The organism is Mitsuaria sp. 7 (assembly GCF_001653795.1).
Classification (GTDB): domain Bacteria; phylum Pseudomonadota; class Gammaproteobacteria; order Burkholderiales; family Burkholderiaceae_C; genus Roseateles.
Genome location: NZ_CP011514.1, coordinates 4,688,907 through 4,711,166, shown reverse-complemented (window position 1 = coordinate 4,711,166; position 22,260 = coordinate 4,688,907). Strand labels below are relative to the sequence as shown.

20 protein-coding genes and 1 pseudogene are annotated in these 22,260 nt (G+C 68.8%); 14 read left to right on the top strand and 7 right to left on the bottom strand.

Annotated features, from left to right (window positions below; genetic code table 11):
* Positions 1-149: 149 nt before the first annotated feature.
* Both ABE85_RS20705 and ABE85_RS20700 read left to right on the top strand, forming a co-directional pair.
* On the top strand, positions 150-1,766 hold the full coding sequence (locus ABE85_RS20705; RefSeq protein WP_067279073.1) for an inorganic triphosphatase: 1,617 nt from the start codon (positions 150-152) through the stop codon (positions 1,764-1,766).
* 97 nt (positions 1,767-1,863) lie between these two features.
* A complete protein-coding gene (locus tag ABE85_RS20700; RefSeq protein ID WP_067279066.1) occupies positions 1,864-2,388 on the top strand; it encodes a hypothetical protein in 525 nt (174 codons plus the stop codon).
* Between the two features lie 61 nt (positions 2,389-2,449).
* Here ABE85_RS20700 and ABE85_RS28550 read toward each other — a convergent pair.
* From ABE85_RS28550 to ABE85_RS20685, 3 genes and pseudogenes are all read right to left on the bottom strand, one after another.
* Positions 2,450-3,187: pseudogene (locus tag ABE85_RS28550) on the bottom strand (site-2 protease family protein).
* Positions 3,188-3,191: 4 nt separating this feature from the next.
* A complete protein-coding gene (locus tag ABE85_RS20690) occupies positions 3,192-4,109 on the bottom strand; it encodes a DUF2167 domain-containing protein (RefSeq protein WP_067279063.1) in 918 nt (305 codons plus the stop codon).
* Between the two features lie 305 nt (positions 4,110-4,414).
* Positions 4,415-7,975 carry an indolepyruvate ferredoxin oxidoreductase family protein gene (locus ABE85_RS20685; RefSeq protein ID WP_067279061.1) on the bottom strand — a complete coding sequence of 1,187 codons (3,561 nt, stop codon included), beginning with the start codon at positions 7,973-7,975 and terminating at the stop codon, positions 4,415-4,417.
* A 238-nt stretch (positions 7,976-8,213) separates the two neighbouring features.
* Here ABE85_RS20685 and ABE85_RS20680 point away from each other — a divergent pair, with 238 nt between their 5' ends.
* The 9 genes from ABE85_RS20680 to ABE85_RS20640 all read left to right on the top strand — a co-directional run bounded on the left by ABE85_RS20680 (position 8,214) and on the right by ABE85_RS20640 (position 15,400).
* Positions 8,214-8,789 (top strand): Lrp/AsnC family transcriptional regulator, encoded by a 576-nt coding sequence (locus ABE85_RS20680; protein ID WP_067279059.1) that lies wholly within the window; start codon positions 8,214-8,216, stop codon positions 8,787-8,789.
* A 208-nt stretch (positions 8,790-8,997) separates the two neighbouring features.
* On the top strand, positions 8,998-9,888 hold the full coding sequence (locus tag ABE85_RS20675) for an EamA family transporter (RefSeq protein ID WP_067279056.1): 891 nt from the start codon (positions 8,998-9,000) through the stop codon (positions 9,886-9,888).
* Complete coding sequence (locus ABE85_RS20670; RefSeq protein ID WP_067279054.1) at positions 9,885-10,604, top strand: hypothetical protein; 720 nt, start codon at positions 9,885-9,887, stop codon at positions 10,602-10,604. Before ABE85_RS20675 ends, ABE85_RS20670 begins: the two co-directional genes overlap by 4 nt.
* A gap of 49 nt (positions 10,605-10,653) precedes the next feature.
* Entirely contained in the window at positions 10,654-11,373 is a 720-nt protein-coding gene (locus tag ABE85_RS28115) for a hypothetical protein (protein WP_067279051.1), read from the top strand.
* Positions 11,374-11,489: 116 nt separating this feature from the next.
* Positions 11,490-12,848, top strand: a complete 1,359-nt coding sequence (locus tag ABE85_RS20660) for a glycoside hydrolase family 18 protein (protein WP_067279048.1) — start codon at positions 11,490-11,492, stop codon at positions 12,846-12,848.
* A 36-nt stretch (positions 12,849-12,884) separates the two neighbouring features.
* Entirely contained in the window at positions 12,885-13,334 is a 450-nt protein-coding gene (locus tag ABE85_RS20655) for a methylglyoxal synthase (RefSeq protein ID WP_067279045.1), read from the top strand.
* 59 nt (positions 13,335-13,393) lie between these two features.
* Positions 13,394-14,080: a YciI family protein gene (locus tag ABE85_RS20650; RefSeq protein ID WP_067279042.1), complete on the top strand. Its 687-nt coding sequence runs from the start codon at positions 13,394-13,396 to the stop codon at positions 14,078-14,080.
* Positions 14,081-14,147: 67 nt separating this feature from the next.
* Positions 14,148-14,825, top strand: coding sequence for a helix-turn-helix transcriptional regulator (locus ABE85_RS20645; protein ID WP_067279038.1), 678 nt, complete (start codon positions 14,148-14,150; stop codon positions 14,823-14,825).
* Between the two features lie 14 nt (positions 14,826-14,839).
* Complete coding sequence (locus ABE85_RS20640; protein ID WP_067279035.1) at positions 14,840-15,400, top strand: DUF6036 family nucleotidyltransferase; 561 nt, start codon at positions 14,840-14,842, stop codon at positions 15,398-15,400.
* Between the two features lie 21 nt (positions 15,401-15,421).
* On the opposite strand, the gene ABE85_RS20635 is transcribed toward ABE85_RS20640, so the two are convergent.
* Entirely contained in the window at positions 15,422-16,915 is a 1,494-nt protein-coding gene (locus ABE85_RS20635) for a M28 family peptidase (RefSeq protein ID WP_067279028.1), read from the bottom strand.
* 20 nt (positions 16,916-16,935) lie between these two features.
* The gene (locus ABE85_RS20630; protein ID WP_067279023.1) at positions 16,936-17,607 is read right to left on the bottom strand and encodes a dienelactone hydrolase family protein; all 672 of its coding nucleotides are present in this window, start codon (positions 17,605-17,607) and stop codon (positions 16,936-16,938) included.
* A 112-nt stretch (positions 17,608-17,719) separates the two neighbouring features.
* Between ABE85_RS20630 and ABE85_RS20625 the strand changes: the two genes are divergently transcribed.
* Complete coding sequence (locus tag ABE85_RS20625; protein ID WP_067283231.1) at positions 17,720-18,670, top strand: DUF2157 domain-containing protein; 951 nt, start codon at positions 17,720-17,722, stop codon at positions 18,668-18,670.
* A complete protein-coding gene (locus ABE85_RS20620; protein ID WP_067279021.1) occupies positions 18,667-20,313 on the top strand; it encodes a GDYXXLXY domain-containing protein in 1,647 nt (548 codons plus the stop codon). Before ABE85_RS20625 ends, ABE85_RS20620 begins: the two co-directional genes overlap by 4 nt.
* A 111-nt stretch (positions 20,314-20,424) precedes the next feature.
* On the opposite strand, the gene ABE85_RS20615 is transcribed toward ABE85_RS20620, so the two are convergent.
* Positions 20,425-20,694 carry a hypothetical protein gene (locus ABE85_RS20615; protein WP_067279018.1) on the bottom strand — a complete coding sequence of 90 codons (270 nt, stop codon included), beginning with the start codon at positions 20,692-20,694 and terminating at the stop codon, positions 20,425-20,427.
* Between the two features lie 11 nt (positions 20,695-20,705).
* Here ABE85_RS20615 and ABE85_RS20610 point away from each other — a divergent pair, with 11 nt between their 5' ends.
* On the top strand, positions 20,706-20,987 hold the full coding sequence (locus tag ABE85_RS20610) for a DUF427 domain-containing protein (protein ID WP_067279015.1): 282 nt from the start codon (positions 20,706-20,708) through the stop codon (positions 20,985-20,987).
* Here ABE85_RS20610 and ABE85_RS20605 read toward each other — a convergent pair.
* Positions 20,977-22,149 (bottom strand): murein transglycosylase A, encoded by a 1,173-nt coding sequence (locus ABE85_RS20605; protein ID WP_067279012.1) that lies wholly within the window; start codon positions 22,147-22,149, stop codon positions 20,977-20,979. The genes ABE85_RS20610 and ABE85_RS20605 overlap by 11 nt on opposite strands.
* Positions 22,150-22,260 lie beyond the last annotated feature (111 nt).

Below are 22,260 nucleotides of genomic sequence, written 5' to 3'. Positions count from 1 at the left end.
CGCCCCGTCAACATCGCCGCTGGTCAAGCAGAACTTGCGTGGTTCGTCGCGAAGCGGCGACCATTGATGAGTAAGGTTGCAGCCCATGCCGACTGAGTCGTGCCGGTCGCTCCCCGATCCCTGTCACCCCTCGCATGCGACACTGCCTGATGACCGAAATCGAACTGCGTTTCCAGATCCCCGAATCGCAATGGCCCGCCGTGCGCCGCTGGGTCGCCGGGACCGGAAAGTCCGTGGCCACGGAAGAACGTCTGCAGGCCTCGTACTTCGATACGCCCGAGCGCGACCTCGCGCACGCCGGCTTCGCGTTGCGGCTGCGACGTGAGGGCGAGGTCTGGGTGCAGACGCTCAAGGGCGCCGCGCCCGACGGCATGACCCGCCTCGAACACAACGTGCCGCTCGGCGCCGAGATCCCTCAGCTCGACGTCACGCGGCACGCCGACCATCCCGCGGGACAGGCGTTGCAGGCGCTGCTCGCCACGCTGCCCGAGGGCGCGCTCCAGGCGCTGTTCCGCACCGACATCCTCCGCCTCACGCGTCCGCTGCGCACGCCGCATGGGACCGTCGAACTGGCGCTCGATCACGGCGCGCTGCTCGCGGGCGAAGGCGAGTCGCTGCGCAGCACGCCGGTCGCCGAACTCGAGATCGAGCTGAAGAGCGGTGAGGCCCGCGCCGTGCTCGAAACCGCGCGGCAATGGGCCATCGAACGCTTCGGACTTTCGCTGGAGCTGCGCACGAAAGCGCTGCGTGGCGACCTGCTCGCGCGCAACCTCGACTGCGCCCCGGTGGCTGCTTCCCACGCGATCCACTGGACCGGCGACATGAGCCGCGACGATGCGCTCCACGTCCTCCTGCGCGAGTGCCTGGAGCCGGTCATCGGCAACGCCTCGCAGATCGCGAGCGGTCGTCATCGGCCCGAGCACCTGCATCAGATGCGCGTCGGCTTGCGTCGTCTGCGGGCCGGACTGCGGCTCCTCGCGACGGACGACGACGTCGCGCTGCATGCGCTCGCTGAAGGCGCGGGGCAACTGTCGCGACGGCTCACCGCCGCGCGCGACGCGGATGCGCAGGCCGAAGCCGGCTGGCGCGGCACGATGCTCGCCGCCTGGCATGCCGAGCGCCCGTCCGCCGCCTCCGAGGCGGCGCCGGTGCCGCCCATCGATGTCGCCGGCCTGCTGCTCACGCCGGAGATCCAGGGCTGGTTGCTCGCGGTCATCGGCTGGCTCGCGCGGCCCGCGCCGGAGCATCTGCCCGAGGAAGAGCAAGGCCTGGCCCCCGTCCACGCGCAGCTCGCGCAGTGGCGCGCCGCGACGGACAAGCAGGTCAAGCGCTTCGACCGGCTCGACGTCGAGGGCCGGCATCACCTGCGCCGCCGCCTCAGACGGCTGCGCCTGGCGATGGAACTGATGTTCGCCGTCCCCGGCGGAGCCGATGGCGGCAAGCTGTCCAGGAAGGAGATCGAGGGCCGGGCCCGGCAGCTCGCCCGTGTGCACGAGGCGGCGCAGCGGCTCGGTGCGCTGAACGATCTCGAGGTGGGCCTGTCCCAGGCGCGTGAGCAACTCGCGCTGGTGATGGCACGCAGCGACGTGCCCGCGGCGGCCCAGGCCGGCTTCTCGCTGGGATGGCTGAGGCCGCGTCAGCGGCAGGCGCTGGAGAAGGCGGCCAAGGCCGTGAAGGCTGTGAAGCTCACGGGGCCGCGCGATGCCGCCAAGCGTGCCAAGGGCGTCAAGAGCGCCCCGCCGGCCAAGCGTCGCAAGCAGGACTGAATCGCTTTGGCCGACTGACTTCACTGAGGGGTGCGCCCACCGCCTCATGCCGAGGCGATGGGAGGCACTCCCTCATTTCAGTCACTGCGAGGCCCCCATGCCGTTGTTCCATCCTCTGCCGTTCACCGAACTTCCTCCCCGTCCCGGCGACGACGCCCCGGATCGCGCCCGGATCCCCGGGCTGCTGGCGCTGGCGGTCGACCCCGACCGGCTCTGTGCCGCGCAGGCGCTCGCCGCGCGCAGATTGCTGGATTCGCAAGGCGAGGCGCAGCCCGCCGACGGGTGCGCGATGACGCTGTCGGTGCTGATGCGGGCGGCGGGCTTCGACATCCCCGAACTCTGCTGGGCGATCGACGTGCCGGCGACGCTGCTCGCGCGCGGCTGGATCGAGGTGCCCCCCGGCAGCCAGCGCGGCGGGGACATCGGCAGCACCTGCCGCGAGGAGAAGCACCACGGCGAGGACCACGTCTTCCTCGTGGTGCGTTGCGTCAACCAGGACGAGATGATCGTCGTCGACAACCAGGCCGCCTACCCGCACTTCCGCTGGGCGAGCGCCCAGGGGGGCAAGACGCCCACCGCGATGTTCTATCGCGCGCCCGGCGCGCCCGGCGCACCGGGCTGATCACCACGCCGCCACGCCGCTTTCGCCGCCGCGCTGCTGCGCCGCGGCGAGGYGRCSATGATYASGCSMMGCYKRCWWGCSKGCRSGYCGACGMYYRKCWTCCTCGTGGAYGTCGTTGCGTCATGACCGCGAGGAAGGCCGCCAGGCCGATGTAGTACGCGGCGTACTCCCACTTCACGCGCGTGGGGACGGCGTAGTAGGTCAAGGCCTCCTCGCTGTCCGCGCGGTACTTCCACGCCTCCATCAACTGCGGCGCGGCCAGCAACGCGATCAGCAGCAGCATCGGGCTGGGCCGGAACAGAAACAGCCCGACCATGATCGGCACGCCGGCGAACCAGATCCGCGGCGACAGCACCGCCGTGATCCGGCCGCCGTCGAACGGCGACATCGGGATCAGGTTGAACAGGTTCAGGAAGAAGCCGGCATACGAGATCGCGAGCAGCCAGTCGATGTTCCAGCTGCGTGCCATCAGATAGCAGCCGGTGGCCGCGACGGTTCCCAACAGCGGACCGCCCAGGCCCACGAAGGCCTCGGTTTCCGCATCGTGTGGCATCTTCTCCATCGAGGTCCACGCGCCGATGAAGGGGATCAGCATGGGTAGGCCAGCGGGCAGTCCACGGTGGCGGGCCGCGAAGAAGTGGCCCAGTTCATGGATCACGATCATCGCGACGAAGCCGACCGCGTAGCGCCAGCCGTACAAGGTCGCGTACAGCAGCACCGACAGCAGCATGGTGCCCCCGCTGAGCAGCAGCTTGCTGAACTTGACGCCCGAGAACAGCAGGAACAGGAGCTTGGTCATGCGATCAGGACTCCGCGGACTCGCTCTTCTTGCGGCCGAAGAACTTCATGATCGCGCCGCCGAACCCGACGACCGCCAGGATGATGATCTTGGCGAACTTCAGGAAGAACGCGCCGATCACTGCCAGCAGGCCCAGCTTCTTCGCGCCCACGCCCAGCACCAGTGCGGCCAGGCCGTACTCGGCGACCTTGTCGGTGCTGCTGTTGAAGTCGGCGTAGCGCTTGCCGTCGTTGAACTCCAGCGCGCCCAGCAGCAGCTGCGCATCGCCCTTGTACTTCGGCAGATCGTCCAGGCCGGTAACCAGGTTCAGGCTCATGTAGCCCTCGCGGCCCAGCGCGTAGGTGTTGTAGTTGACGCCTTGCGGTTCGTTGGCGGCCGCGCCGACCTCGCGCGACTTCATCGCCCAGACCAGCCGGTGCGTGTCCGCCGCGTAGGCGGGTTCCTGCGCCCAGCCGGTGATCTCCAGGCCGCGGACGCCCATCTTCTTGCGCTCCTCATTGGCGGCCTCGGTGCCTTCCTTGAAGCTCTTGAGCATGTCGGCGGCGTCCCAGTGCTTGGCGTCGTCGTCCTTGATGTAGCCGGACTTCTCGAAACGCAGCGTCGCGAACCAGTCGGCGTCGCCGCGCGGGAACACCACGCCTTCCAGATCGCTGTAGTCGCCGGGGTTGCCCATCGCGCGCATCAGCTTGGCCGCGTGCGGCTGCGGGATGTAGACCTTGCCCTCGGGCAGGTGCAGCACGGCCTGGCTGGACAGCTTCACGTCCTGCGGCCCCTTCACGATGTCGTTCTGCGCGGCGGTGAGCACCTTGGCGAAATCGTTCTCGCCGGACTGTGCCGACGCAGGCGTGGCCGCGATGAACAGGGCGCCGAACAGCGCGCCGACAAGGACCCGCAAGCTGCGGGTGAAGGGGGTGGTGGTCATGGAATTCCCTCGAAACGGTGTATCGAACCTGGCCTCTGGCGGGCCGAAGGGTGCGAGTCTATCGATGTGACCCGCCGGGAAATCCGCACTTCCCCCATCCGGGGGCGTCCAAAAGCCTGATGAGTGACGAAAGACATACAGCCCGCCCCGGTCATCCCGGGGCGGGCTGCATCTATCCGATCGCCAAGGCCCGAAGGCAGTGAGCGGGAGTGGGGCCGGAGTAGGGCTTGGGGTTCGCGGACGCGAGGCCCCATGCCCTGCGGAGAGCCCGCGCTCGGCCGTCCGTCAGCGGCGACCTTGGCGCGTCATACCACCTCGTTCCACTGCTTCGACAGCTGGTCCCACTTGAGGCGCGCCGCCTTCAGATGGCGCTCCTTCACGTGGCCGTAGCCGCGGATGTCTTCCGGGATCCGTGCCAGCTCGACTGCCGTCGACAGGCGCTCGGTGGTGAGGCCCTTGGCCAGGATCGCCTCGATCGTCGCGCGGTAGTCCTTGATCAGCTGGCGTTCCGACTTGCGTTCCTCGGTGTGGCCGAACGGATCGAAGGCCGTGCCGCGCAGGCCCTTCATCTTGGCCAGCACGCCCATCGCCGGACGCACCCAGCTGCCGAAGGGGCGCTTCTGCAGATGACCGTGGTCGTCCTTCTTCGCGAGCATCGGCGGGGCCAGGTGATGCACGACCTTGAAGTCGCCTTCGAACTGGCCCTTGATCTTGTCGAGGAACTTGGTGTCGGTGTGCAGGCGGGCGACTTCGTATTCGTCCTTGTAGGCCATCAACTTGAACAGGTAGCGTGCCACGGCCTCGGTCAGTCGCGTGCCGCCCACCGGCGCTTCCGCCTGGCGGACCTTCTCGACGAAGGCGCGGTACTGCTCGGCGTAGGCGGCGTTCTGGTAGTCGGTCAGGAACTCGACGCGCTTGGTGATCAGCTCGTCCACGCCCTGGCGCTTGACGAAGTTGATGACCTGCTGCGCCGCGAACAGCGACTGCACCGCCGCCAGATCGTGCGCGCAGCGACGGCCCCATTCGAACGCGGCCTTGTTGTTGTCGACCTGCACGCCGTTGAGCTCGACCGCGCGCATCAGCGCGGCGTGGCTCAGCGGCACGCGGCCCTTCTGCCACGCGTAGCCAAGCATCAGCGGGTTGGTGTACAGCGAGTCGCCCAGCAGCTTCACCGCGACCTCTTCCGCGTCGAACATGCCCAGGTGCGAGGCGCCCACGGCCTTCTGCACGGCGGCCTCGCAGGCCGCGCCGGGGAAGGACCAGTTGGCGTCGTTCACCAGCGTGGCAGTCGGCGAGCCGTGCGTGTTCAGCGCGACGAAGCTGCGGCCTTCGCGCATCACGGCCAGCGTCGTCTTGTTGGCGGCGACGATGGAATCGCAGGCGATGACCAGGTCGGCCTCCGCGGTGCCGACCTTGGTGCAGTGGATCGCGTCCGGCGTGTTGGCGATCTGGATGTGGCTCCAGGTCGCGCCGCCCTTCTGCGCGAGGCCGGCCGCGTCCTGCGTGATCACGCCCTTGCCTTCCAGATGCGCGGCCATGCCGAGCAGCTGGCCGATGGTGATCACGCCGGTGCCGCCCACGCCGGCCACGACGATGCCCCAGGCCTCGACCGCGTTCGGGATCGTCGGCTGCGGGATCACCGGCAGCGACGCGTCGAACGGGCTGACGCGCTTGTCCTTCTTCGGCTTCTTGAGCTCACCGCCTTCGATCGTGACGAAGCTCGGGCAGAAGCCCTTCACGCAGGAGAAGTCCTTGTTGCAGGTGTTCTGGTTGATCTGGCGCTTGCGACCGAACTCGGTCTCCAGCGGCTCGACGGACAGGCAGTTCGACTGCACGGAGCAGTCGCCGCAGCCTTCGCACACCAACTCGTTGATGACGGTGCGCTTGGCCGGATCGACCAGCTTGCCGCGCTTGCGGCGGCGGCGCTTCTCGGTCGCGCAGGTCTGGTCGTAGATGATGACCGTGGTGCCGGGGATCTCGCGGAACTGGCGCTGCAGCGCGTCCAGCTCGTCGCGGTGGTGCACCGTCACGCCGGGCGCCAGCGGCTTGCCGTCGTACTTCTCCGGCTCGTCGGTGACGATGATCAGCTTGGCCACGCCTTCGCTGACCAGGCTGTTCATGATCTGCGTGACGCTGTGGCCCTCCGGGCGCTCACCGACCTGCTGGCCGCCGGTCATCGCGACCGCGTCGTTGTAGAGCACCTTGTAGGTGATGTTCACGCCCGCGGCGATGGACTGGCGTATCGCCAGGATGCCGCTGTGGAAGTAGGTGCCGTCGCCTAGGTTGCTGAAGATGTGCTTCTCGTCGGTGAACGGCGCTTGGCCGACCCAGGGCACGCCCTCGCCGCCCATCTGGGTGAAGGTCGCGGTGTTGCGGCCCGGCATCCAGGTGACCATGTAGTGGCAGCCGATGCCGCCCACGGCGCGCGAGCCGTCCGGCACGCGCGTGCTGGTGTTGTGCGGGCAGCCGGAGCAGAACCACGGCGTGCGATCGGCGCCGCCGGCGGTCTTCTCTTCGCTCTTGAGCGATTGCTCCTTGGCGTCGATCAGCGCGACGCGCGCGTCCAGGCGCGCGGCGGTGTCGGCGTCCACGCCCAGCTTCTTCAGCCGCTTGGCGATGGCGCGCGCGATGATGGCCGGCGTCAGGTCGGCCTGCGGGCGCAGCAGCCAGTTGCTGCTCGGGTTCGGGTGGCTCCACTCGCCGCCGCTGCGGTCGCCGTCGGTCTCGTCGAACTTGCCGAGCACGTTCGGGCGCACGTCCGGACGCCAGTTGTACAGCTCTTCCTTGAGCTGGTACTCGATCATCTGGCGCTTCTCCTCGATGACGAGGATCTCCTGCAGCCCGGTGGCGAAGTCGCGCGTGATGGTCGCTTCCAGCGGCCACACCACGTTGACCTTGTGCAGCCGGATGCCCAGGCGGCGGCAGGTGTCGTCGTCCAGGCCCAGGTCGTGCAGCGCCTGGCGGGTGTCGTTCCAGGCCTTGCCCGAGGCGATCAGGCCGATGCGGTCGTGCGGCGTGGCGATGACGTTGTGGTTGAGCTTGTTGGCGCGGACGTAGGCGAGGGCGGCATACCACTTGTGGTCCATCATCCGCGCCTCTTGATCCAGCGGCGGATCCGGCCAGCGGATGTGCAGGCCGCCCGGGGGCATCTGGAAGTCCTCGGGCATCAGGATCTCGACGCGGTCGGGATCGACGCTGACGCTGCTGGACGATTCGACGATCTCCTGGATGGTCTTCATGCCCGACCACAGGCCGGAGAAGCGGCTCATCGCGAAGGCGTGCAGGCCCATGTCCAGGATCTCCTGGACGCTGCTCGGGAAGAACACCGGGAAGCCGACGGCCTTGAAGACGTGGTCGCTCTGGTGGGCGGCGGTGGAGCTCTTGGCGATGTGGTCGTCCGCGGCGATGGCGATCACGCCGCCGTGCTTGGACGTGCCGGCCATGTTGGCGTGCTTGAACACGTCGATGGAGCGGTCCACGCCGGGACCCTTGCCGTACCACATGCCGAAGACGCCGTCGAACTTCGCCTTCTCGGGGAAGAGCGCGAGCTGCTGGGTGCCCCAGACGGCGGTGGCGCCGAGTTCCTCGTTGACGCCCGGCTGGAAGACGATGTGCTGCTTGGCGAGGTGCTTCTTCGCGGCCATCAGGGCCTGGTCGTAGCCGCCCAGCGGGGAGCCGCGGTAGCCCGAGATGAAGCCGGCGGTGTTGAGGCCGGCGATGGCGTCGCGGGTGCGTTGCAGCATCGGCAGGCGGACCAGCGCCTGCACGCCGCTCATGAAGGCGCGGCCCTCGTCGAGTGCGTATTTGTCATCCAGCGTGACCTTCTCCAGGGCGCGCAGGATGTGTTCGGGCAAGGGGGCGTTCATGCGGGGAGTCTCCTGATGGGTGGCTGACCTCGGGCCCCGCTTGTGGCGGGGCCGTGTGCCTTGGCTGCCGTCGCGCCAAGTATGGCGGCGCGCGGAAAACGCAGAGAACAGTGTAGGAAACAACGCCCGGCGAGTGTTTGCTAGTTCTGCGCCGGCGGTGGTCGTTTGAGCAAGAATCTTTCCCTGAATGACGAAAGGGATTCGAATGGCATCGAAAAACGCAGCCTCAGGGAAAACCATGAGGGCGACGGCGGGTTCCGCGGGCGGCGACGAGGGGGTGGACCGGAGTGCCGATCGGGGTGACGACGCGGGCGGATCCGGGGCTCCGGCAAGCGGCGAACTCGACCGGTATCACGTGGCGATCCTGGGAGAGTTGCAGCGCGAGGCGCGCCTGTCCAACGCGGAGCTGGCGGCGCGGATCGGGCTGTCGGCGGCGCCGACCTGGCGGCGGGTGCGGTGGCTGGAGGAGCAGGGCTTCATCACAGGCTATCGCGCGGAGATCGACCGGCGCCGGCTCGGCCTGGGCGTGCTCGCCTTCGTGCGGGTCGATGCCGACCGCAACAACGGCGCGGCGACCAAGCAACTGGAGGAGGCGATCCGGCAACTGCCGGAGGTGATCGCCTGCCACTACATCAGCGGCGCCGGGACCTTCGAGCTGGAAGTGATGGCCACCGACCTGGATGCGTTCAGCCGGTTCTCGATCGACACGCTGCTGAACCTGCCGAACGTGAAGGACATCCACACGAGCTTCTCGCTGGGGGAAGTGAAGGCGGGCGGGGCGTTGCCGTTGGGGCATCTGAAGCCGAAGGGCTGATGGCGCTCGCCGAAAGAAGGCTTCAGCACTTCCACCGCCGCTGGCCCTCACCCCCACCCTCTCCCGCAAGCGGGAGAGGGCGGGGGGTGAGGGCCAGCGGCCGACGCAGTACGCCGGTCCTGTACCGGTCGCACACCCAATCCCCTGTACCGGGTCCGCGCAGAGCCCAGCAGGCATAGTCGACGGTCCCCCTCGCTCCCCGGCCGCCATGACGCTACCGCTCCGACATTTCCTGCTTGCGCTGTCCGTGGTCGCCATCTGGGGAAGCAATTTCGTCGTGATCCGCTGGGGCCTGAACGCGTTCCCGCCGCTGCTGTTCGCGGCGCTGCGCTTCACCTTCGCGGCGCTGCCCGCGATGCTGCTGCTGCCGCGTCCGAAGGTCGGCTGGCGCAACCTCGCCGCGTATGGCGCCTTTGTCGGCGTCGGCCAGTTCGCGCTGCTCTACCTCGCGATGCGCTCGCAGATCTCGCCGGGGCTCGCCTCGCTCGTCATCCAGACGCAGGTGTTCTTCACCTTGCTGCTCGCCATGCGCATGAGCGGCGAACGCGTCCAGGGCTTCCGGTGGCTCGCGCTCATTACGGCGGCGGCCGGCATCGGCGTCATCGCCTCGCACACCGACGGCACGACCACCGTGCTCGGCCTCGGGATGGTGCTGCTCGCCGCGCTGTGCTGGTCCAGCGGCAACATCGTCGGCAAGCGCGCCGGCGCCGTGAACATGCTGGCCTATGTCGTCTGGAGCAGTGCCTTCGCCGCGCCCGCGTTGTTCGCGCTGTCCTTCATCGTCGAAGGTCCCGCGCAGATGGGCGAGGCGATCCGGAACGCCAGCGTCGGCGCATGGGGCGCGGTGCTCTGGCAGTCGGTCGGCAACACGCTCTTCGGCTACGGCGCGTGGAGCTTCCTGCTGTCTCGCCACCCCGCCGCGACCATCGTCCCGATGGCGCTGCTCGTCCCCGTGTTCGGCATGAGCTGCTCCGCGCTGCTGCTCGGCGAAGGATTGCCGCCGTGGAAGCTGATGGCGGCGGCGCTGGTGATCAGCGGGCTCGCGATCAACCTGCTGTGGCCGCACGTGCGCGGCGTGCTGAAGGCCTCGCGGGCATGAGCATGAGCGCGCGTCGTGCGTTGGCCGCGATGGCCTTGGCGTTGCCCGGTGCGCTCACGCCCCTTGGCGCGAACGCGCAGCTCGTCCCGCCGGAGAAGGGCAAGACCCCTGCGACGATCCCCTCCGTGCGCGACCAGGAAATCGCCCAATGCCTGCCCGGCGAAGTGCAGACCTGGGGCGACGGCCGCGATCGCGCGATCACGACGCGTTCCTTGCGATTCGCCTACCGCCACGACAACGCGCCGCCCTGGTTCAACGAAGCGCAGGTGATGGCGCTGGTGAAGCGCTCCGCCGAGGCCTGGTCCGCCTGCGGGCTGAAGCTCGCCGTCATCGCGGTGCCGCGCGGTCAGGTGCCGCCGGAGGACGCCATCCAGATCCTCTGGAGCGACGTCGGCAGCCGCGGCCAGTTCGCGCTGGCCAACGTGACGGCGCGCAGCCTGTCGATCGGCCCCGGCCTCTTCGCGCTGCTGCGCGAGCGCAACCCGAAGCACCCCGCGGACCAGACGCTGCAGATGGTGCTCTCGCACGAGATGGGCCATTTCCTCGGCCTGATGGCGCATTCCAAGCGCTGCGTCGACACGATGTCCTACTACGACAACGGCAAGGGCGAACGCTGCGCGCTGCGCGATCCGAAGAGCTGGGGCAGCGTCGTCGAGTACCGCTCGACGCTGCCCACCGCCTGCGACATCGACCGCTGCAGAGCGCTGAACCGCTGACATCCTTGGTGGCCTCGCGAGTGACGTCCTCGCGGCGTATGCTGCCGCGATGAACTCCCATCGCCGCTTCGTCGTTCTTGCCGCCGCCGCGCTCGGCATCGGCGCCTCCGTGATGACGCCGGCCCATGCGCAAGGCCCGAAGCAGAACCTGCAGGTCGAGATGCGCTGGGTCGAGTCCGAGCTCAGCGGCTCCACGGTCGCCGGCATCCGCGACGGCAGCACGGTGGTCAGCACAGGCGGCAGCGTGTCGGCGCGCGGCGGCGTGGCGCTCTCCACCGAGAACCGCGAGCAACGCCAGCAGCTGTTCCCGCGCCTGCTGGTGCTCAACGGCTCGCAGGCCTCGTTCACGATGACCGAATCGACGCCGATCCAATGGGTCGATGTCGCGATGGATCGTCAACAGGGCGAGCGCGAGCGCGAGCGCGATCGCGTCGTCGTCGTGCCGCGCCAAGGCATGGCCGAGCGCGTGCGCGGCATCGTCGTGCGACCGAAGTGGCCGGGCGGACGCAGCCCGGTGGACGTCGAGGTCCGCGCCTCCGACCAGGCGCAGATGCCGCAGGGCGGCGCGTACGGCACCTCGCTGCCCGACGGCCAGCAGCGTCCCAGCACCGACGTCCTCAGCACCGTCCAGGCGCCGCTCGGCATCTGGGTCACGATCGCGCGAACGGGCAGCGTGACCTCGAGCGCCAACCGCAACACCTACAGCACGCGGGACGCGGAGGTGCAGAAGCTCCGGGAACTGCAGCTTCGGGTCGACGTGGCGCCATAGGGGGAAGTGGCTCCATAAAGGTTTCTCTGAAACCCACGCATCGGTCGAATTGGTATTTGACTGGTGTTAATTTTCGACTCGATCCGCTAAGCTGCGGCGTCCATTGGAGGCCCCGCATGTCCGTTCGAGTCCTGTCCCGCATCCCGAGCCCGCTGACTGCCGCGATCGCAGCGCTGGGCGCCATTGCTGCTTCGGCTGCGATCGCCGCGACGCCGGCCGCCGAGTCCAAGGGTGATGCCAGGTCGGCGGCCAAGGCGGGTGCGCTGGCGGCATCGCCGGGATACGCGCTCTTCGGCGCGAAGCCGGTCGAGTTCGAGCGCACCGGCGGCAAGATCGTCGGCATCTACGTGCCGAACTGGGAGCCCGTCGAACTGATCGAGCGCATCCCGCCGCAGAACCTCACGCACGTGCTCTACGCCTTCCTGCGCCTGTGCGGTCCCGGCCAGTTGGAGAAGGACGCCGCCAAGTGCGTCGGCAAGAAGGATTTCGAGATCGGCACCGGCCTGATCGATGCGCGCTTCAACACCGCGTTCCAACGCTACAAGCAGCGTGCGCCGCACCTGAAGATCGTCGCGTCGGTGGGTGGCTGGGGCGGGTCGGATCCCATCTTCCACCTGGTCGGCGATCCGGCGAAGCGCGCGGTGTTCGCGGCCTCGGCGCAGCAGTTCCTGCGGGACCATCCGGGCTTCGACGGCATCGACATCGACTGGGAGCACCCCGGCAACAACGGAGCCGCCAACGGCGTGCAGCTCGGCAGTCCGCAGGACGGCCAGTCCTATGCGGAACTGATGGCCGACCTGCGCAAGGCGCTGGACGCGCTGACCGCGGAGACGGGCCGTCCCTACCTGCTGACGACGGCGGTGAATCCGATGGATTCGATCGTCGGCAAGATCAACTTCAAGGACGCGTCCAAGCCGTTGGATCTCGTCTTCATGATGACCTACGACTTCTACGGCATGTGGTCGCCGGTGGCAGGGCATCACACGACGCTGCGCGCGTCGTCGCCGCAGGCGGACGACAGCCTGGAGCGCGCGGTGGCCAACCTGGAGAAGGCCGGCGTGCCGCGTTCGAAGCTGGTGGCTGGCGTCGCGATGTACGGCCGCGGCTTCACGGGCGTGAGCGAGACGAAAGCGGGTACGGCGAAGACCGGGGCTTATCCCGGCGGCGAGGGCGCGCAGGGCTATCGCGAGATGGCCGGCCGCATCCTCGATGCGAAGGGCAACGGCCGCGCGGGCTACCAGTCCGTCTGGGATCCGGTGACGCAGTCGTGGTCGCTGTTCAATCCCAAGCAGAAGCTCTGGATGGGCTACGACGATCCGCGCGCCGTGCTCGCCAAGGGTCAGTTCGTGCGCGACCAGGGGTTGGCGGGCGTCTTCGCCTGGGAACTCAGCCAGGACAACGGTGACCTGCTCAACGCGATGAACCGCGGCGTCGGCAACGTGCCGCTGGCGACGCAGAAAGAACCGCGTCGGTAACTCGCGCACCGTTCCTGCGGGCCTACGATCACGGGCATGACTGCCTCCACCGCTCCCGTTCCCGGTTCTACGGCGGCGCCCGCCGCGCCCGCGCGCCTGCGCATCGCCCTGATCGCCCACGACGGCAAGAAGGACGAGATGGTGATGCTCGCCACCGAGTTCGCCGGTTTCCTCGGCGGCTGCGACCTGGTGGCGACCGGCACGACCGGCTCGCGCCTGGCGGCCGAGGTCGGCCTGACGGTCGAGCGCATGCTGTCCGGACCGCACGGCGGCGACCTGCAGATCGGCGCGCGGCTGGCGGTCGGGCTGGTGGATGCGGTCGTCTTCCTGCGCGACCCGATGACGCCGCAGCCGCATGAACCCGACATCAATGCGCTGGTCCGCGCCTGCGACGTCCACAACGTCGCCTGCGCCACCAACGTCACCAGCAGCCGGCTGATGCTGCGTTCGCTGCAGGTGCTCGGCACGGGCGGCGGCCGGGAGTAGAGTCATTGGTCGATGCCGGGGTCCGTCCGACGGCCCGGTGAACGACAAAGGAGACTCCGATGCAACGACGTTCCCTGATCGCCACGGCGGCCGCCGTCCCTGCGTTATCCGCGCTGGCGGCGCTGCCGGCCCGTGCACAGACCCGTCCGTCCATGATCGCAGCCGAACAGTACTGGTTCATCTTCCTGGAGACCGGCAAGCCGGTGCCCGACGACAAGGCCGCCGTCGCGGCCATGCAGACCGGGCACCTGGAAAACTTCAAGCGGCTCTTCGCCGACGAGAAGCTCTTCGCCGCCGGGCCGATGCGCGACCCGTTGAAGCAGAAGCGCGGGATCGTCGTGGTGAAGGCGCCCAACCGGCAGATCCTGCTGAGCTACTTCGAGCCCGACCAGTACATCCGAGAAGGCTACATGGTGGTCAACGCCCAGCCGGCGACGGTGCACCAGGCGCTTCACCACACCGGCATCGATCCGAACGGGATCGAGGAGAACCGCATCGTGCTGTTCACCCGCGCGGAGGCGAAGGACAAGGACGCGGTCCCGATCTTCCTGCAACGCGCGCTCGACGAGGGCGTCATCGGGGCCTGGTATTCGCTGGAAGAGGGCCCCATCGGCGAGGTCGTGTTCTCGCGCGGCACCGACGAGACAGCGCTGCGCAAGACCATGGCCGAGTACCCCGGGCTCTCGGATCAGCGCGTGACGATGAAGATCTGGGGGCAGTGGTTGGGGAAGGGCGTGCTGCGGTGAGTTGATGTTTGATCGCTTGATCAGCAAAATGACCAAAATTCCGTGTTTTGGTTAATATGTTGACCAAATGAGCGTCCATCAAGCCCACGAGGTTCTCGATCGCCAGTTGCTGCTCCAGCTCGGTGAACGACTTCGCCGACTTCGCAAATCGCAAGGCCTCGGCACGGTCGACATGGCCGCGCAGGTGGGCATCACGCGCAACACCCTGCGGGCCGTGGAGACCGGAGATCCGGCGACGTCGATAGGCACCTATCTGCGCGTGATGTCGGTACTGGGGGTCAGTCGTGAACTCGCCTTGCTCGCTGGCGACATCCTGCAGCCCCCTCCCGCGGATTCAGCGGCCGCGAGATCGCGGCGAGAGGCGCCGGCTGTGCGCGTGGAAGTCGCTGCCAGCAATGCGAAGCATCGACTCCAGGACCTGCAGAGCATTGCGCTTCATCAGGAGGCCGTGCGTCGGGTCAAGGCCGATCCGGCGCTAATTCAAAAGGCCGAAGCCACTGTCGACCGTTGGCTCTCTTCGGGCGACGCCCGTTCGGCAACGTTGTGGCGCGAGTGGCAGGACATCCTTCGCGACGGCACCTGGCGGAAGGTGCTGGGCGCCACGCGGCGCGCGCAACAGCTTCGACAGACATCTCCTCTGGTCACCCTCCTCCCGGAGGAGGTGCGACAACGCATCTTGAGGCAAGTGAACGAACTCAAGAACGGCGTCATCCTCGACTCGGACATCGGCACTCCGCCGGAATAGTCGGGAGAGACTGCATGACGCGACAGGAGCTGGAACACATCATCCGCGCGAGCGGCGACATCACGGACCAGTACGAATTCGTGATCCTGGGGAGCCAGTCGATCCTCGGCACGACAGCGCAGCCCGAAGACGTCTTCACCGTCTCCATGGAAGCGGACATCTATCCGCTCCAGGCGCCGGAACTCGCGGACATGATCGACGGCGCCATCGGCGAAGGTTCGGCGTTCCACGAGACCTATGGCTACTACGCTCAAGGCGTCGGACCGGACACGGCGGTCCTGCCGAAGGACTGGATGACGCGCGTGCGTCGGGTCCAGAACGGCAATACGAACGACCGGGTGGGCTACTGCCTTGGCATTGTCGATCTGTTCCTCGCGAAGGCGGCTGCTGGTCGGGACAAGGACCGCGAGTTCTGTACCGCGCTGTTCGAGCACGGATACGTGACATCGGATGCTGCACTCGCGCTCACTGGTGACATGCCTCTTGACGATGCCTCACACCGGCGACTGCGCGCGACGATCCGCCGTTGGGCGCAGGCGGCCCGCGATGCGGGACACGCCTTGCCTGAGGCTTGAGACGTCTTTCCGACGCCGCGCTCAACGCGCCAGCGGCAACGGGTAACTCGCCAGGCTCGCGTGCCCTGATTTCGACACGGCCTGCACGCCGAAGATCAGGTTGTCCTTGGACAGCGGCAGCGTGACCTTGGTGACGTCGCCCACGTCCTTCGCCCCTTCCCACGCCTGCGATTCGCTGCGGCGCCAGACGACGCGATAACCCGCCAGCTCCGGATCGACGTTCGCGGTCCACAGCAGCGTCGTGTCGTTGGTCAGCTCGCGCGCGTCGATGCGCGCGCCCTTCACCGGCGACGGCGCCCAGGCCAAGGTCGCCAGGCCTGCGAGGTTCACGCGCGCCACGTCGGCCACGTAGCCGAAGTCGACGAACTCCGGCAGGTCGCCGTAGACGACGCCGCCCTCGGTGCGCAGGTTCTGGTGCTGGTGGCGGAAGTCCTCGAAGGGCTCGGAGAAACGCACCGCCGCGTAGCCGCGCTCCAGGAAGGGCAGGTGATCGCCGCCGCGCAGGTAGCGGTCGCGACGCTGGATCAGGTCGATGCGGAAGCCCGGCAGGTAGCGCTCGCCCTCGGCCTTCAGGTGACGGCCGAACTGCTGCGTCGGCAGCTCCTCGCCGCCGCCGGCCACCGCCAGCGGTTGCAGCTGCGCGCGGATCGCCGCGTTCGTCTTGACCTCGTCCTCGTTGGCAGGGCTGTTCGCGTTCGCGTTGACCAGCAGGCGCAGCAGCGGATCGAAGCCGTCGGCGAACAGGCGCAGGCGCTTCGGATCGTGCTCGCCCTTGTCGCCGCGCGAGCTGCCGACGATGTCGTTGGTGATCATGCCTTCGACGTTCAGCCCCTGCGCACGCGCTCGACGGGCCCAGTGGCGGGCGCCGAGCAGGCCCTGCTCCTCGCCGGGAACCGCCATGAACACGAGCGTCGCGTCGAAGCGCTGCCTGGCCGCGGCGCAGGCCATCTCCATGACAGCCGCCGTGCCGGAGGCGTCGTCGTTGGCGCCGGGCGCTTCGCCCTGCGCGTCCATCACGTCGCTGTTGCGCGAGTCGTAATGCCCGCTCACCACGAGGATGCGTTCACGCGGCGTGCCGGCCGACGCGCCGGGCAGCGTGGCCACGACGTTCACCAGCTCCGTCGGCGCCGAGAGGCGGTTGCCCGCCGGCTCGATGAAGGCGTCCATCGTGACCTGCAGCCGGCCGCCGGTCTTCGCGCTGCAGTCCTTCAGCTGCCGCTCGATCCAGCGCCGCGCCGCGCCGATGCCGCGCGTGTCGCTCTTCGTGTCCGACGCCGTGTGGCGCGTGCCGAAGGCGGCGAGCTTGCGGATGGTCGATTCGATGCGCTCGGCGGAAATGTCCGCGAGCAGCGGCGCGACGCGCGGATCCAGCGGCGGCGGCGCGGTCTCCGAGGCGGCGCGCGCCGTCGCCGACGCCGGCCCCGAGGCCGGCGTGGTCTGTGCGAAGGCGGATGAAGCGATCAGCGCCCAGACAGCGGCGGCGGTGGGAAGGAGGCGGCGGCGATGGCAGGTCATGGGTTCGGCTATTCCGGTGATCAGGCGAGGTGTTGCTTGAGGAAGTCCAGGGTGCGCGACCAGGCGAGCTCGGCGGCCGCTTCGTCGTAGACCTCGGGGCGGGTCTTGTTGGAGAAGGCGTGGTCCGCGACGTAGCGATGGATGACCGGGTGCTTGCCTGCGGACTTCATGCGGGCTTCCAGTTCGTCGACCTTCTCCGGCGTGCACCAGTCGTCGCGGGTGGCGAAGTGGCCGAGGAAGGGCGCGGCTATCTTCGCCGGATCGGCGAACTCGCTCGGCGGGATGCCGTAGTAGCAGACCGCCGCCTGCAGGTCCTTGAGGTTCACGCCCGCGAGGATGGTCAGCGCGCCGCCCATGCAATAGCCCATCACGCCGACCTGGCCGCAGCCGAGATGCTCGCGCAGGTGGGTCAGCGCGCCCTGCAGGTCCTGCGTGGTGGCGTCGACGAAGTCCAGGCCGTCCATCATGTGGCTGGCCTCGTCGGCGGTGGTGGCGATGCGGCCGCGGTACAGGTCGGGCGCCAGCGTCGTGATGCCGGCGGAGGCCAGGCGCTCGGCGATCTCCTTGATGTGGGGTTTGAGCCCCCACCATTCCTGGATGAGGATCATGCCGGGCGCGCCGTCGCCGGCGCTGGCCAGGTAGCCGGCGGTGGTGCCGCCGTCAGGGCGGGTGAAGTCGATCATCTGTCCCATGTGGAACTCCCAGTGCCGAAAGAGGAAGAAGCGAAGGATGAGGAAGAATCGGCCCCCTCGAAGAACATCACCGGCGACGCCCGTGGGCGGTCGCATCCTGAGGGAGGAACCCGTGAGTCTGCACGAGCAGTTGTACCAATGGACGGCCCGCCAGGGCCTGGATGCGACCAGCGCACGCCGCTTGCGGGCGCTCAGCGGTGTCGATGATCCGCCGGGCGATCCGTGGACGCCGCTGCGCCGCGGCGCGGGCGCGCTGGCGGCAGGGTTGATCGGGTTCGGGCTGATCCTGTGGGTCGCGGCGAACTGGGACGACTTCGGCCGCGTCATGCGCTTCGGCTTGCTGCAGGCGGTGCTCGCGGTCAACCTGATCGCGGCGGCGGTGCTCCGGCCATGGCGCGCGCCGCTGGCGCTGGTGGCCTTCCTGACGCTGGGCGGGCTGCTGGCGTTCTTCGGACAGACCTACCAGACCGGGGCGGATCCCTGGCAGCTCTTCGCGCTCTGGGCCGCGCTGGGGCTGCCGATCGCGTGGGCGTCGCGCTCGGACCTCGCGTGGACGCCCTGGGCGCTCGTGGTCGCGACCGGGATCGGACTGTGGATGGAAACCTTCGGCGGACATTCGTGGCGCTTCGATGCGTCCACGGTGCCGGTGCACGCGATCGGCTTCGTCGCGTACGGCGTGCTGTGCGTCGGGCTGGCGATGCGCCCTGATGCGGCCACGCAGCCCTGGGCGTGGCGGGTGGCGGTGCTGGCCTCGGTGATCGCGATCTCGGGGACGGCGCTGGGCGGGCTGTTCACGAAGGACGTGGCGCCGCAGTACTCCCTCGGACTCGGCGTGATGGGCGTGGGCCTCGTGCTGGCGTGGCGACGCGGCGAGGTCTATGCGATGAGCGCGCTGGCGCTCGCGGTCGACACGCTGCTGGTCGTCGGACTCGCTCGCGTGGTCATCGATGCGAAGGGCGACATCGGCGGCGTCTTCCTCATCGGCCTCGTGGCCTGCGGGTTGCTGGCGGCCAGCGTGAGTCTGATCATGCGGCGCATGCGCGCGCTGGAGGTGCGGGCATGAGCAGCCAGGACTGGAAGGCGCAAGCGCGCGCCGAGGGTTTGGTTCCCGCCGAGGCCGATGTGCCGGAGCGCCCCTGGCCGGTGGTGCTGCTGACGGCGTTGGGCGCCTGGCTGGCGGTGCCGCCGTTCCTCTTCCTGTTCGCGATGCTGTTCGGGGGCGACTGGGATCGCGGCCCGATGCCGTACATCGAAGGCATCGCCCTGATCGCGCTGTCCGTCGTGCTGCTGCGTGCGCGGGCAATTCCGCTGTTCCTGGAGCAGGCGGCGGTGCCGTTGTTGCCGACGGGTCTCGTGTGCCTCGGCTACGGTCTGCAACGCGACCTCCCGCATGCCGGCGCGGCGTGGATCGGCCTGGCGATTGGCGCGGCGCTGATCGTGCTGCTGAAGCAGGGATGGCTGCGGGGATTGCTCGGTGTCGGCATGGCGGCGCTGGCGGGGTATCTCGGGCACCTGGCGATCGAGGGCCTCGCGCCCAGGGCCTGGTACGAGCACGACGGCGGTCTGTCGCTGGCGGCGGCCGCGCTGCTGCTGGTGGAAGGCGTGCTGCTGTGGGCGCTGCAGGAACGTCTGGGACGTGAGGCGCGCACCGCGTCGGCGGCGGCGGCGCTCGAATCCGCGCTGAAGGGCTGGTGGGTCGCCGTGCTGGTGATGCATGCGGTGGCGGCGGGCTGGTCGTTCACGGCGGTCGGCGCGTTCTCGGTCGGCGGCTTCATGCGCGTCGTCACTACCGAACTGACGAGCGCCCGCATGTTCCTGCTCGGCGCGAGCCGGACCTTGTCGGTGCTGTTCGCGTTGGCGGGTGCGTGGTGGCTGCTGCGCCGCTGGCGCCCCACCGGATCTGCGAAGCTGTTGCCGCCGTTGCTGGTGCTGGCGGCGCTTTCCGCGTTGATGCCCGCGCTCGGCGGGATCCTGCTGGTGCTGGCGCTGATGGCGTCGACCCGGCGCTGGCGCCTGGCCGCGCTCGCCGGCGTGGCGGCGGTGTGGGCGATCGGCGCGCTGTACTACGAGTGGCAACTGCCGCTCGCGCACAAGTCGCTGGCGCTGGTCGTGATGGGCGCGGCGCTCGCCGCGTGGGTCCGCTGGCTGGCGTGGCATCCGACGGCGCCTTCATCCGATGGGGGCACGCGGCCCACGCTCGCGTTGCGTCGTGGGGCCGGGTTGTTGCTCGGCGCGGGCGCGGTGGCACTCGTCCTGGTGAACGTCCTGATCGCCAGTCGGGAGCAACTCATCGCGGAGGGGCGACCGGTCTTCGTGAAGCTGGCGCCGGTCGATCCGCGTTCGCTGATGCAGGGCGACTACATGCGCCTGAACTACGACCTGCCGAGCGTGGGCTGGCGTTCCCGCTCCGACCCGGACGCTTCACTGCTCTGGGGCGCGCGTCCGCGCATCGCCGTGCTGCTCGATGAGCGCGGCATCGCACATTCGCCGAAGCTGCTCGCGCCCGGAGAGGCGGTGCCGGCCGGCGCGCAGGTGCTGGAGCTGGCCCCCAAGGGCGGCCAGTGGACCTTCGTCTCCGACGCCTGGTTCTTCAAGGAAGGCGAGGTCGAACGCTGGCAGCCGGCGAAGTACGGCGAGTTCCGCGTGACGCCCGAAGGCAAGGGCCTGCTGGTGCGCGTGGTGGGGGAGGATCTGAAGCCGTTGTGAAGACTGTTCCCCGGGCCCAGGTCCTAATCGCCTCATCCTGTGAGGCGATTAGCCCCTCTAATCGCCTCAAATTTGATGCGATTAAGCCGTCTAATCGCCTCACGGGAGGATTCAGTCCTCCTGGAGCCCTTCCGGCTCGCCGCCATCCACCATGAGGTCGATCAGTTCCTTCAGGAACGCCAGGGCTTCCTCGGAGGTGGCAAAGTAGTACTCCCCGCCGAGGTCGGCGGCGTCGCCGTCCGGGCCGACGTGGACGACGGACCAGCCTTCCGCGCCGCCCCCGATCGCACAGATCCCGAAACTGCCGGGCGCGAGGTCTCTCGCGGAGCCGGCGGTGACGAAGATGTCCTTGCCCCGATGGGCGAAATAACGTTTGAGCACGAGGAGTTGGAATGAAGGCAATCTGGAACGGCGAAGTCATCGCCGAAAGCGACGACACCGTGGTGGTCGAGGGAAATCATTACTTCCCCGTCGCCTCGCTGAAGCGCGAGTTCACCACGTTCAGCAATCACCGCACGTCCTGCCCGTGGAAGGGCCAGGCGCACTACTTTAGCCTGATGGTCCACGGCGACATGAACCCGGACGCCGTCTGGTATTACCCGGAACCCTCCGAGGCCGCCGCCGAGATCAAGGACCGCGTCGCCTTCTGGAAGGGTGTCCAGGTCACCGAGTGAGCCCCTTCGGCCACAGCACCCACAGCCGCAGCGGCTGCTTCATGCGGCCGGCCTGCGTCTCGGCCGCCTCGCCCCAGCCCCAGAAGTAGTCCGCCCGCACCGCGCCGACGATCGCCGTGCCGGTGTCCTGCGCCATCACGAGCCGTCGCATCGGCGTGGTCGACAGCGGCTCGGTCGTGTCCAGCCACACCGGCGTGCCGTAGGGGATGCTCGCCTTGTCCACGGCGATCGACCGCCCCGGCGTCAGAGGCACGCCCTGACCCCCGCGCGGTCCGACCGCGAGATCGGGCAGCGGCTCCTCGCGGAAGAAGACGTAGCGCGGGTTGGCCCACATCGCCTCCTTGAGCCGCTGCGGATTGCGCCGTCCCCAGTCCTTGATGCCCGGCCACGAGGCCTCCGTCGCCCGCAGCTCGCCCTGGGCGATCAGCCACTGGCCCATCGACCGGTAGGGCTGCTCGTTGTGGGCCGCGAAGGACAGCCGCACCCAGCGGCTCCTGCCGTCGCGCTCGGTCACGCGCAGCCGGCCGCTGCCCTGGATCTGCATCACCAGCGCATCCAGCGGGTCCTGCACCCACGCCAGGCTGAGCCGCGACAGCGACGCGTTGCTCTCGATCTGCTGGCGCGTGTCGTAAGGCTTGCGCTGTGCCAGGTCTTGCGGCGGCGCCAGCAGCGGCACGCGGAACTCGCCCTGCGACTGCCGGCGGGCCGCGAGCTCCGGTTCGTAATACCCGGTCGCCACGCCTTCGCGCTGCCCCTCGTGCGACTCGACGCGATACGGCTGGAGGCGCTTCATCAGCCAGACCATCGCGTCCCAGTCGCCGCCGGGCTTGAAGGTCCGCGCCTGCGCGCAGATCGAGGCCCAGCCCGGCATCGGCTTCTCGCAGCCGCGCAGCATCGCGGGCCACCATTCCAGCGCGCGGTCCTGGCCCCAGCCCGGCAGCTCGTTCCACGCCGCGGCGACCCAGCGGGCGCGCTCGCGTTGCAGCACGTGGCGGCCGGCGGTGTCGTCCTCGCCGTTGAGCAGTCTCTCGGGATCGATCGGCAATCCGGCAGCGGTCGCAGGGGAGGGAGCGAGGCCCGCGGAGAAGGCGCCCAGCGCGCCTAGAATCGCCAGCGCCGCGCTCCAGCGGCGAGTTCTGCAACGGATCGGACCACGAATCATGGGCGTGATTTTGCTGGAGGCGCTCGGCGCCCTCGCGCTGCTCGTCTTCATCGTCTGGTGGACGATGTTCTCCGGCCGCAAGGGCGGCGAGCGACCCGACGACCGCGACGC

What these genes read in the sequence shown, in the direction of transcription:
- ABE85_RS28115 (WP_067279051.1), top strand. Translation starts at nt 10,654, where the DNA reads ATGAACTCCCATCGCCGCTTCGTCGTTCTTGCCGCCGCCGCGCTCGGC.
- ABE85_RS20690 (WP_067279063.1), bottom strand. Translation starts at nt 4,109, where the DNA reads ATGACCACCACCCCCTTCACCCGCAGCTTGCGGGTCCTTGTCGGCGCG.
- ABE85_RS20680 (WP_067279059.1), top strand. Translation starts at nt 8,214, where the DNA reads ATGAGGGCGACGGCGGGTTCCGCGGGCGGCGACGAGGGGGTGGACCGG.
- ABE85_RS20605 (WP_067279012.1), bottom strand. Translation starts at nt 22,149, where the DNA reads ATGATTCGTGGTCCGATCCGTTGCAGAACTCGCCGCTGGAGCGCGGCG.
- ABE85_RS20655 (WP_067279045.1), top strand. Translation starts at nt 12,885, where the DNA reads ATGACTGCCTCCACCGCTCCCGTTCCCGGTTCTACGGCGGCGCCCGCC.
- ABE85_RS20660 (WP_067279048.1), top strand. Translation starts at nt 11,490, where the DNA reads ATGTCCGTTCGAGTCCTGTCCCGCATCCCGAGCCCGCTGACTGCCGCG.
- ABE85_RS20670 (WP_067279054.1), top strand. Translation starts at nt 9,885, where the DNA reads ATGAGCATGAGCGCGCGTCGTGCGTTGGCCGCGATGGCCTTGGCGTTG.
- ABE85_RS20650 (WP_067279042.1), top strand. Translation starts at nt 13,394, where the DNA reads ATGCAACGACGTTCCCTGATCGCCACGGCGGCCGCCGTCCCTGCGTTA.
- ABE85_RS20620 (WP_067279021.1), top strand. Translation starts at nt 18,667, where the DNA reads ATGAGCAGCCAGGACTGGAAGGCGCAAGCGCGCGCCGAGGGTTTGGTT.
- ABE85_RS20675 (WP_067279056.1), top strand. Translation starts at nt 8,998, where the DNA reads ATGACGCTACCGCTCCGACATTTCCTGCTTGCGCTGTCCGTGGTCGCC.
- ABE85_RS20700 (WP_067279066.1), top strand. Translation starts at nt 1,864, where the DNA reads ATGCCGTTGTTCCATCCTCTGCCGTTCACCGAACTTCCTCCCCGTCCC.
- ABE85_RS20635 (WP_067279028.1), bottom strand. Translation starts at nt 16,915, where the DNA reads ATGACCTGCCATCGCCGCCGCCTCCTTCCCACCGCCGCCGCTGTCTGG.
- ABE85_RS20705 (WP_067279073.1), top strand. Translation starts at nt 150, where the DNA reads ATGACCGAAATCGAACTGCGTTTCCAGATCCCCGAATCGCAATGGCCC.
- ABE85_RS20645 (WP_067279038.1), top strand. Translation starts at nt 14,148, where the DNA reads ATGAGCGTCCATCAAGCCCACGAGGTTCTCGATCGCCAGTTGCTGCTC.
- ABE85_RS20610 (WP_067279015.1), top strand. Translation starts at nt 20,706, where the DNA reads ATGAAGGCAATCTGGAACGGCGAAGTCATCGCCGAAAGCGACGACACC.
- ABE85_RS20630 (WP_067279023.1), bottom strand. Translation starts at nt 17,607, where the DNA reads ATGGGACAGATGATCGACTTCACCCGCCCTGACGGCGGCACCACCGCC.
- ABE85_RS20685 (WP_067279061.1), bottom strand. Translation starts at nt 7,975, where the DNA reads ATGAACGCCCCCTTGCCCGAACACATCCTGCGCGCCCTGGAGAAGGTC.
- ABE85_RS20640 (WP_067279035.1), top strand. Translation starts at nt 14,840, where the DNA reads ATGACGCGACAGGAGCTGGAACACATCATCCGCGCGAGCGGCGACATC.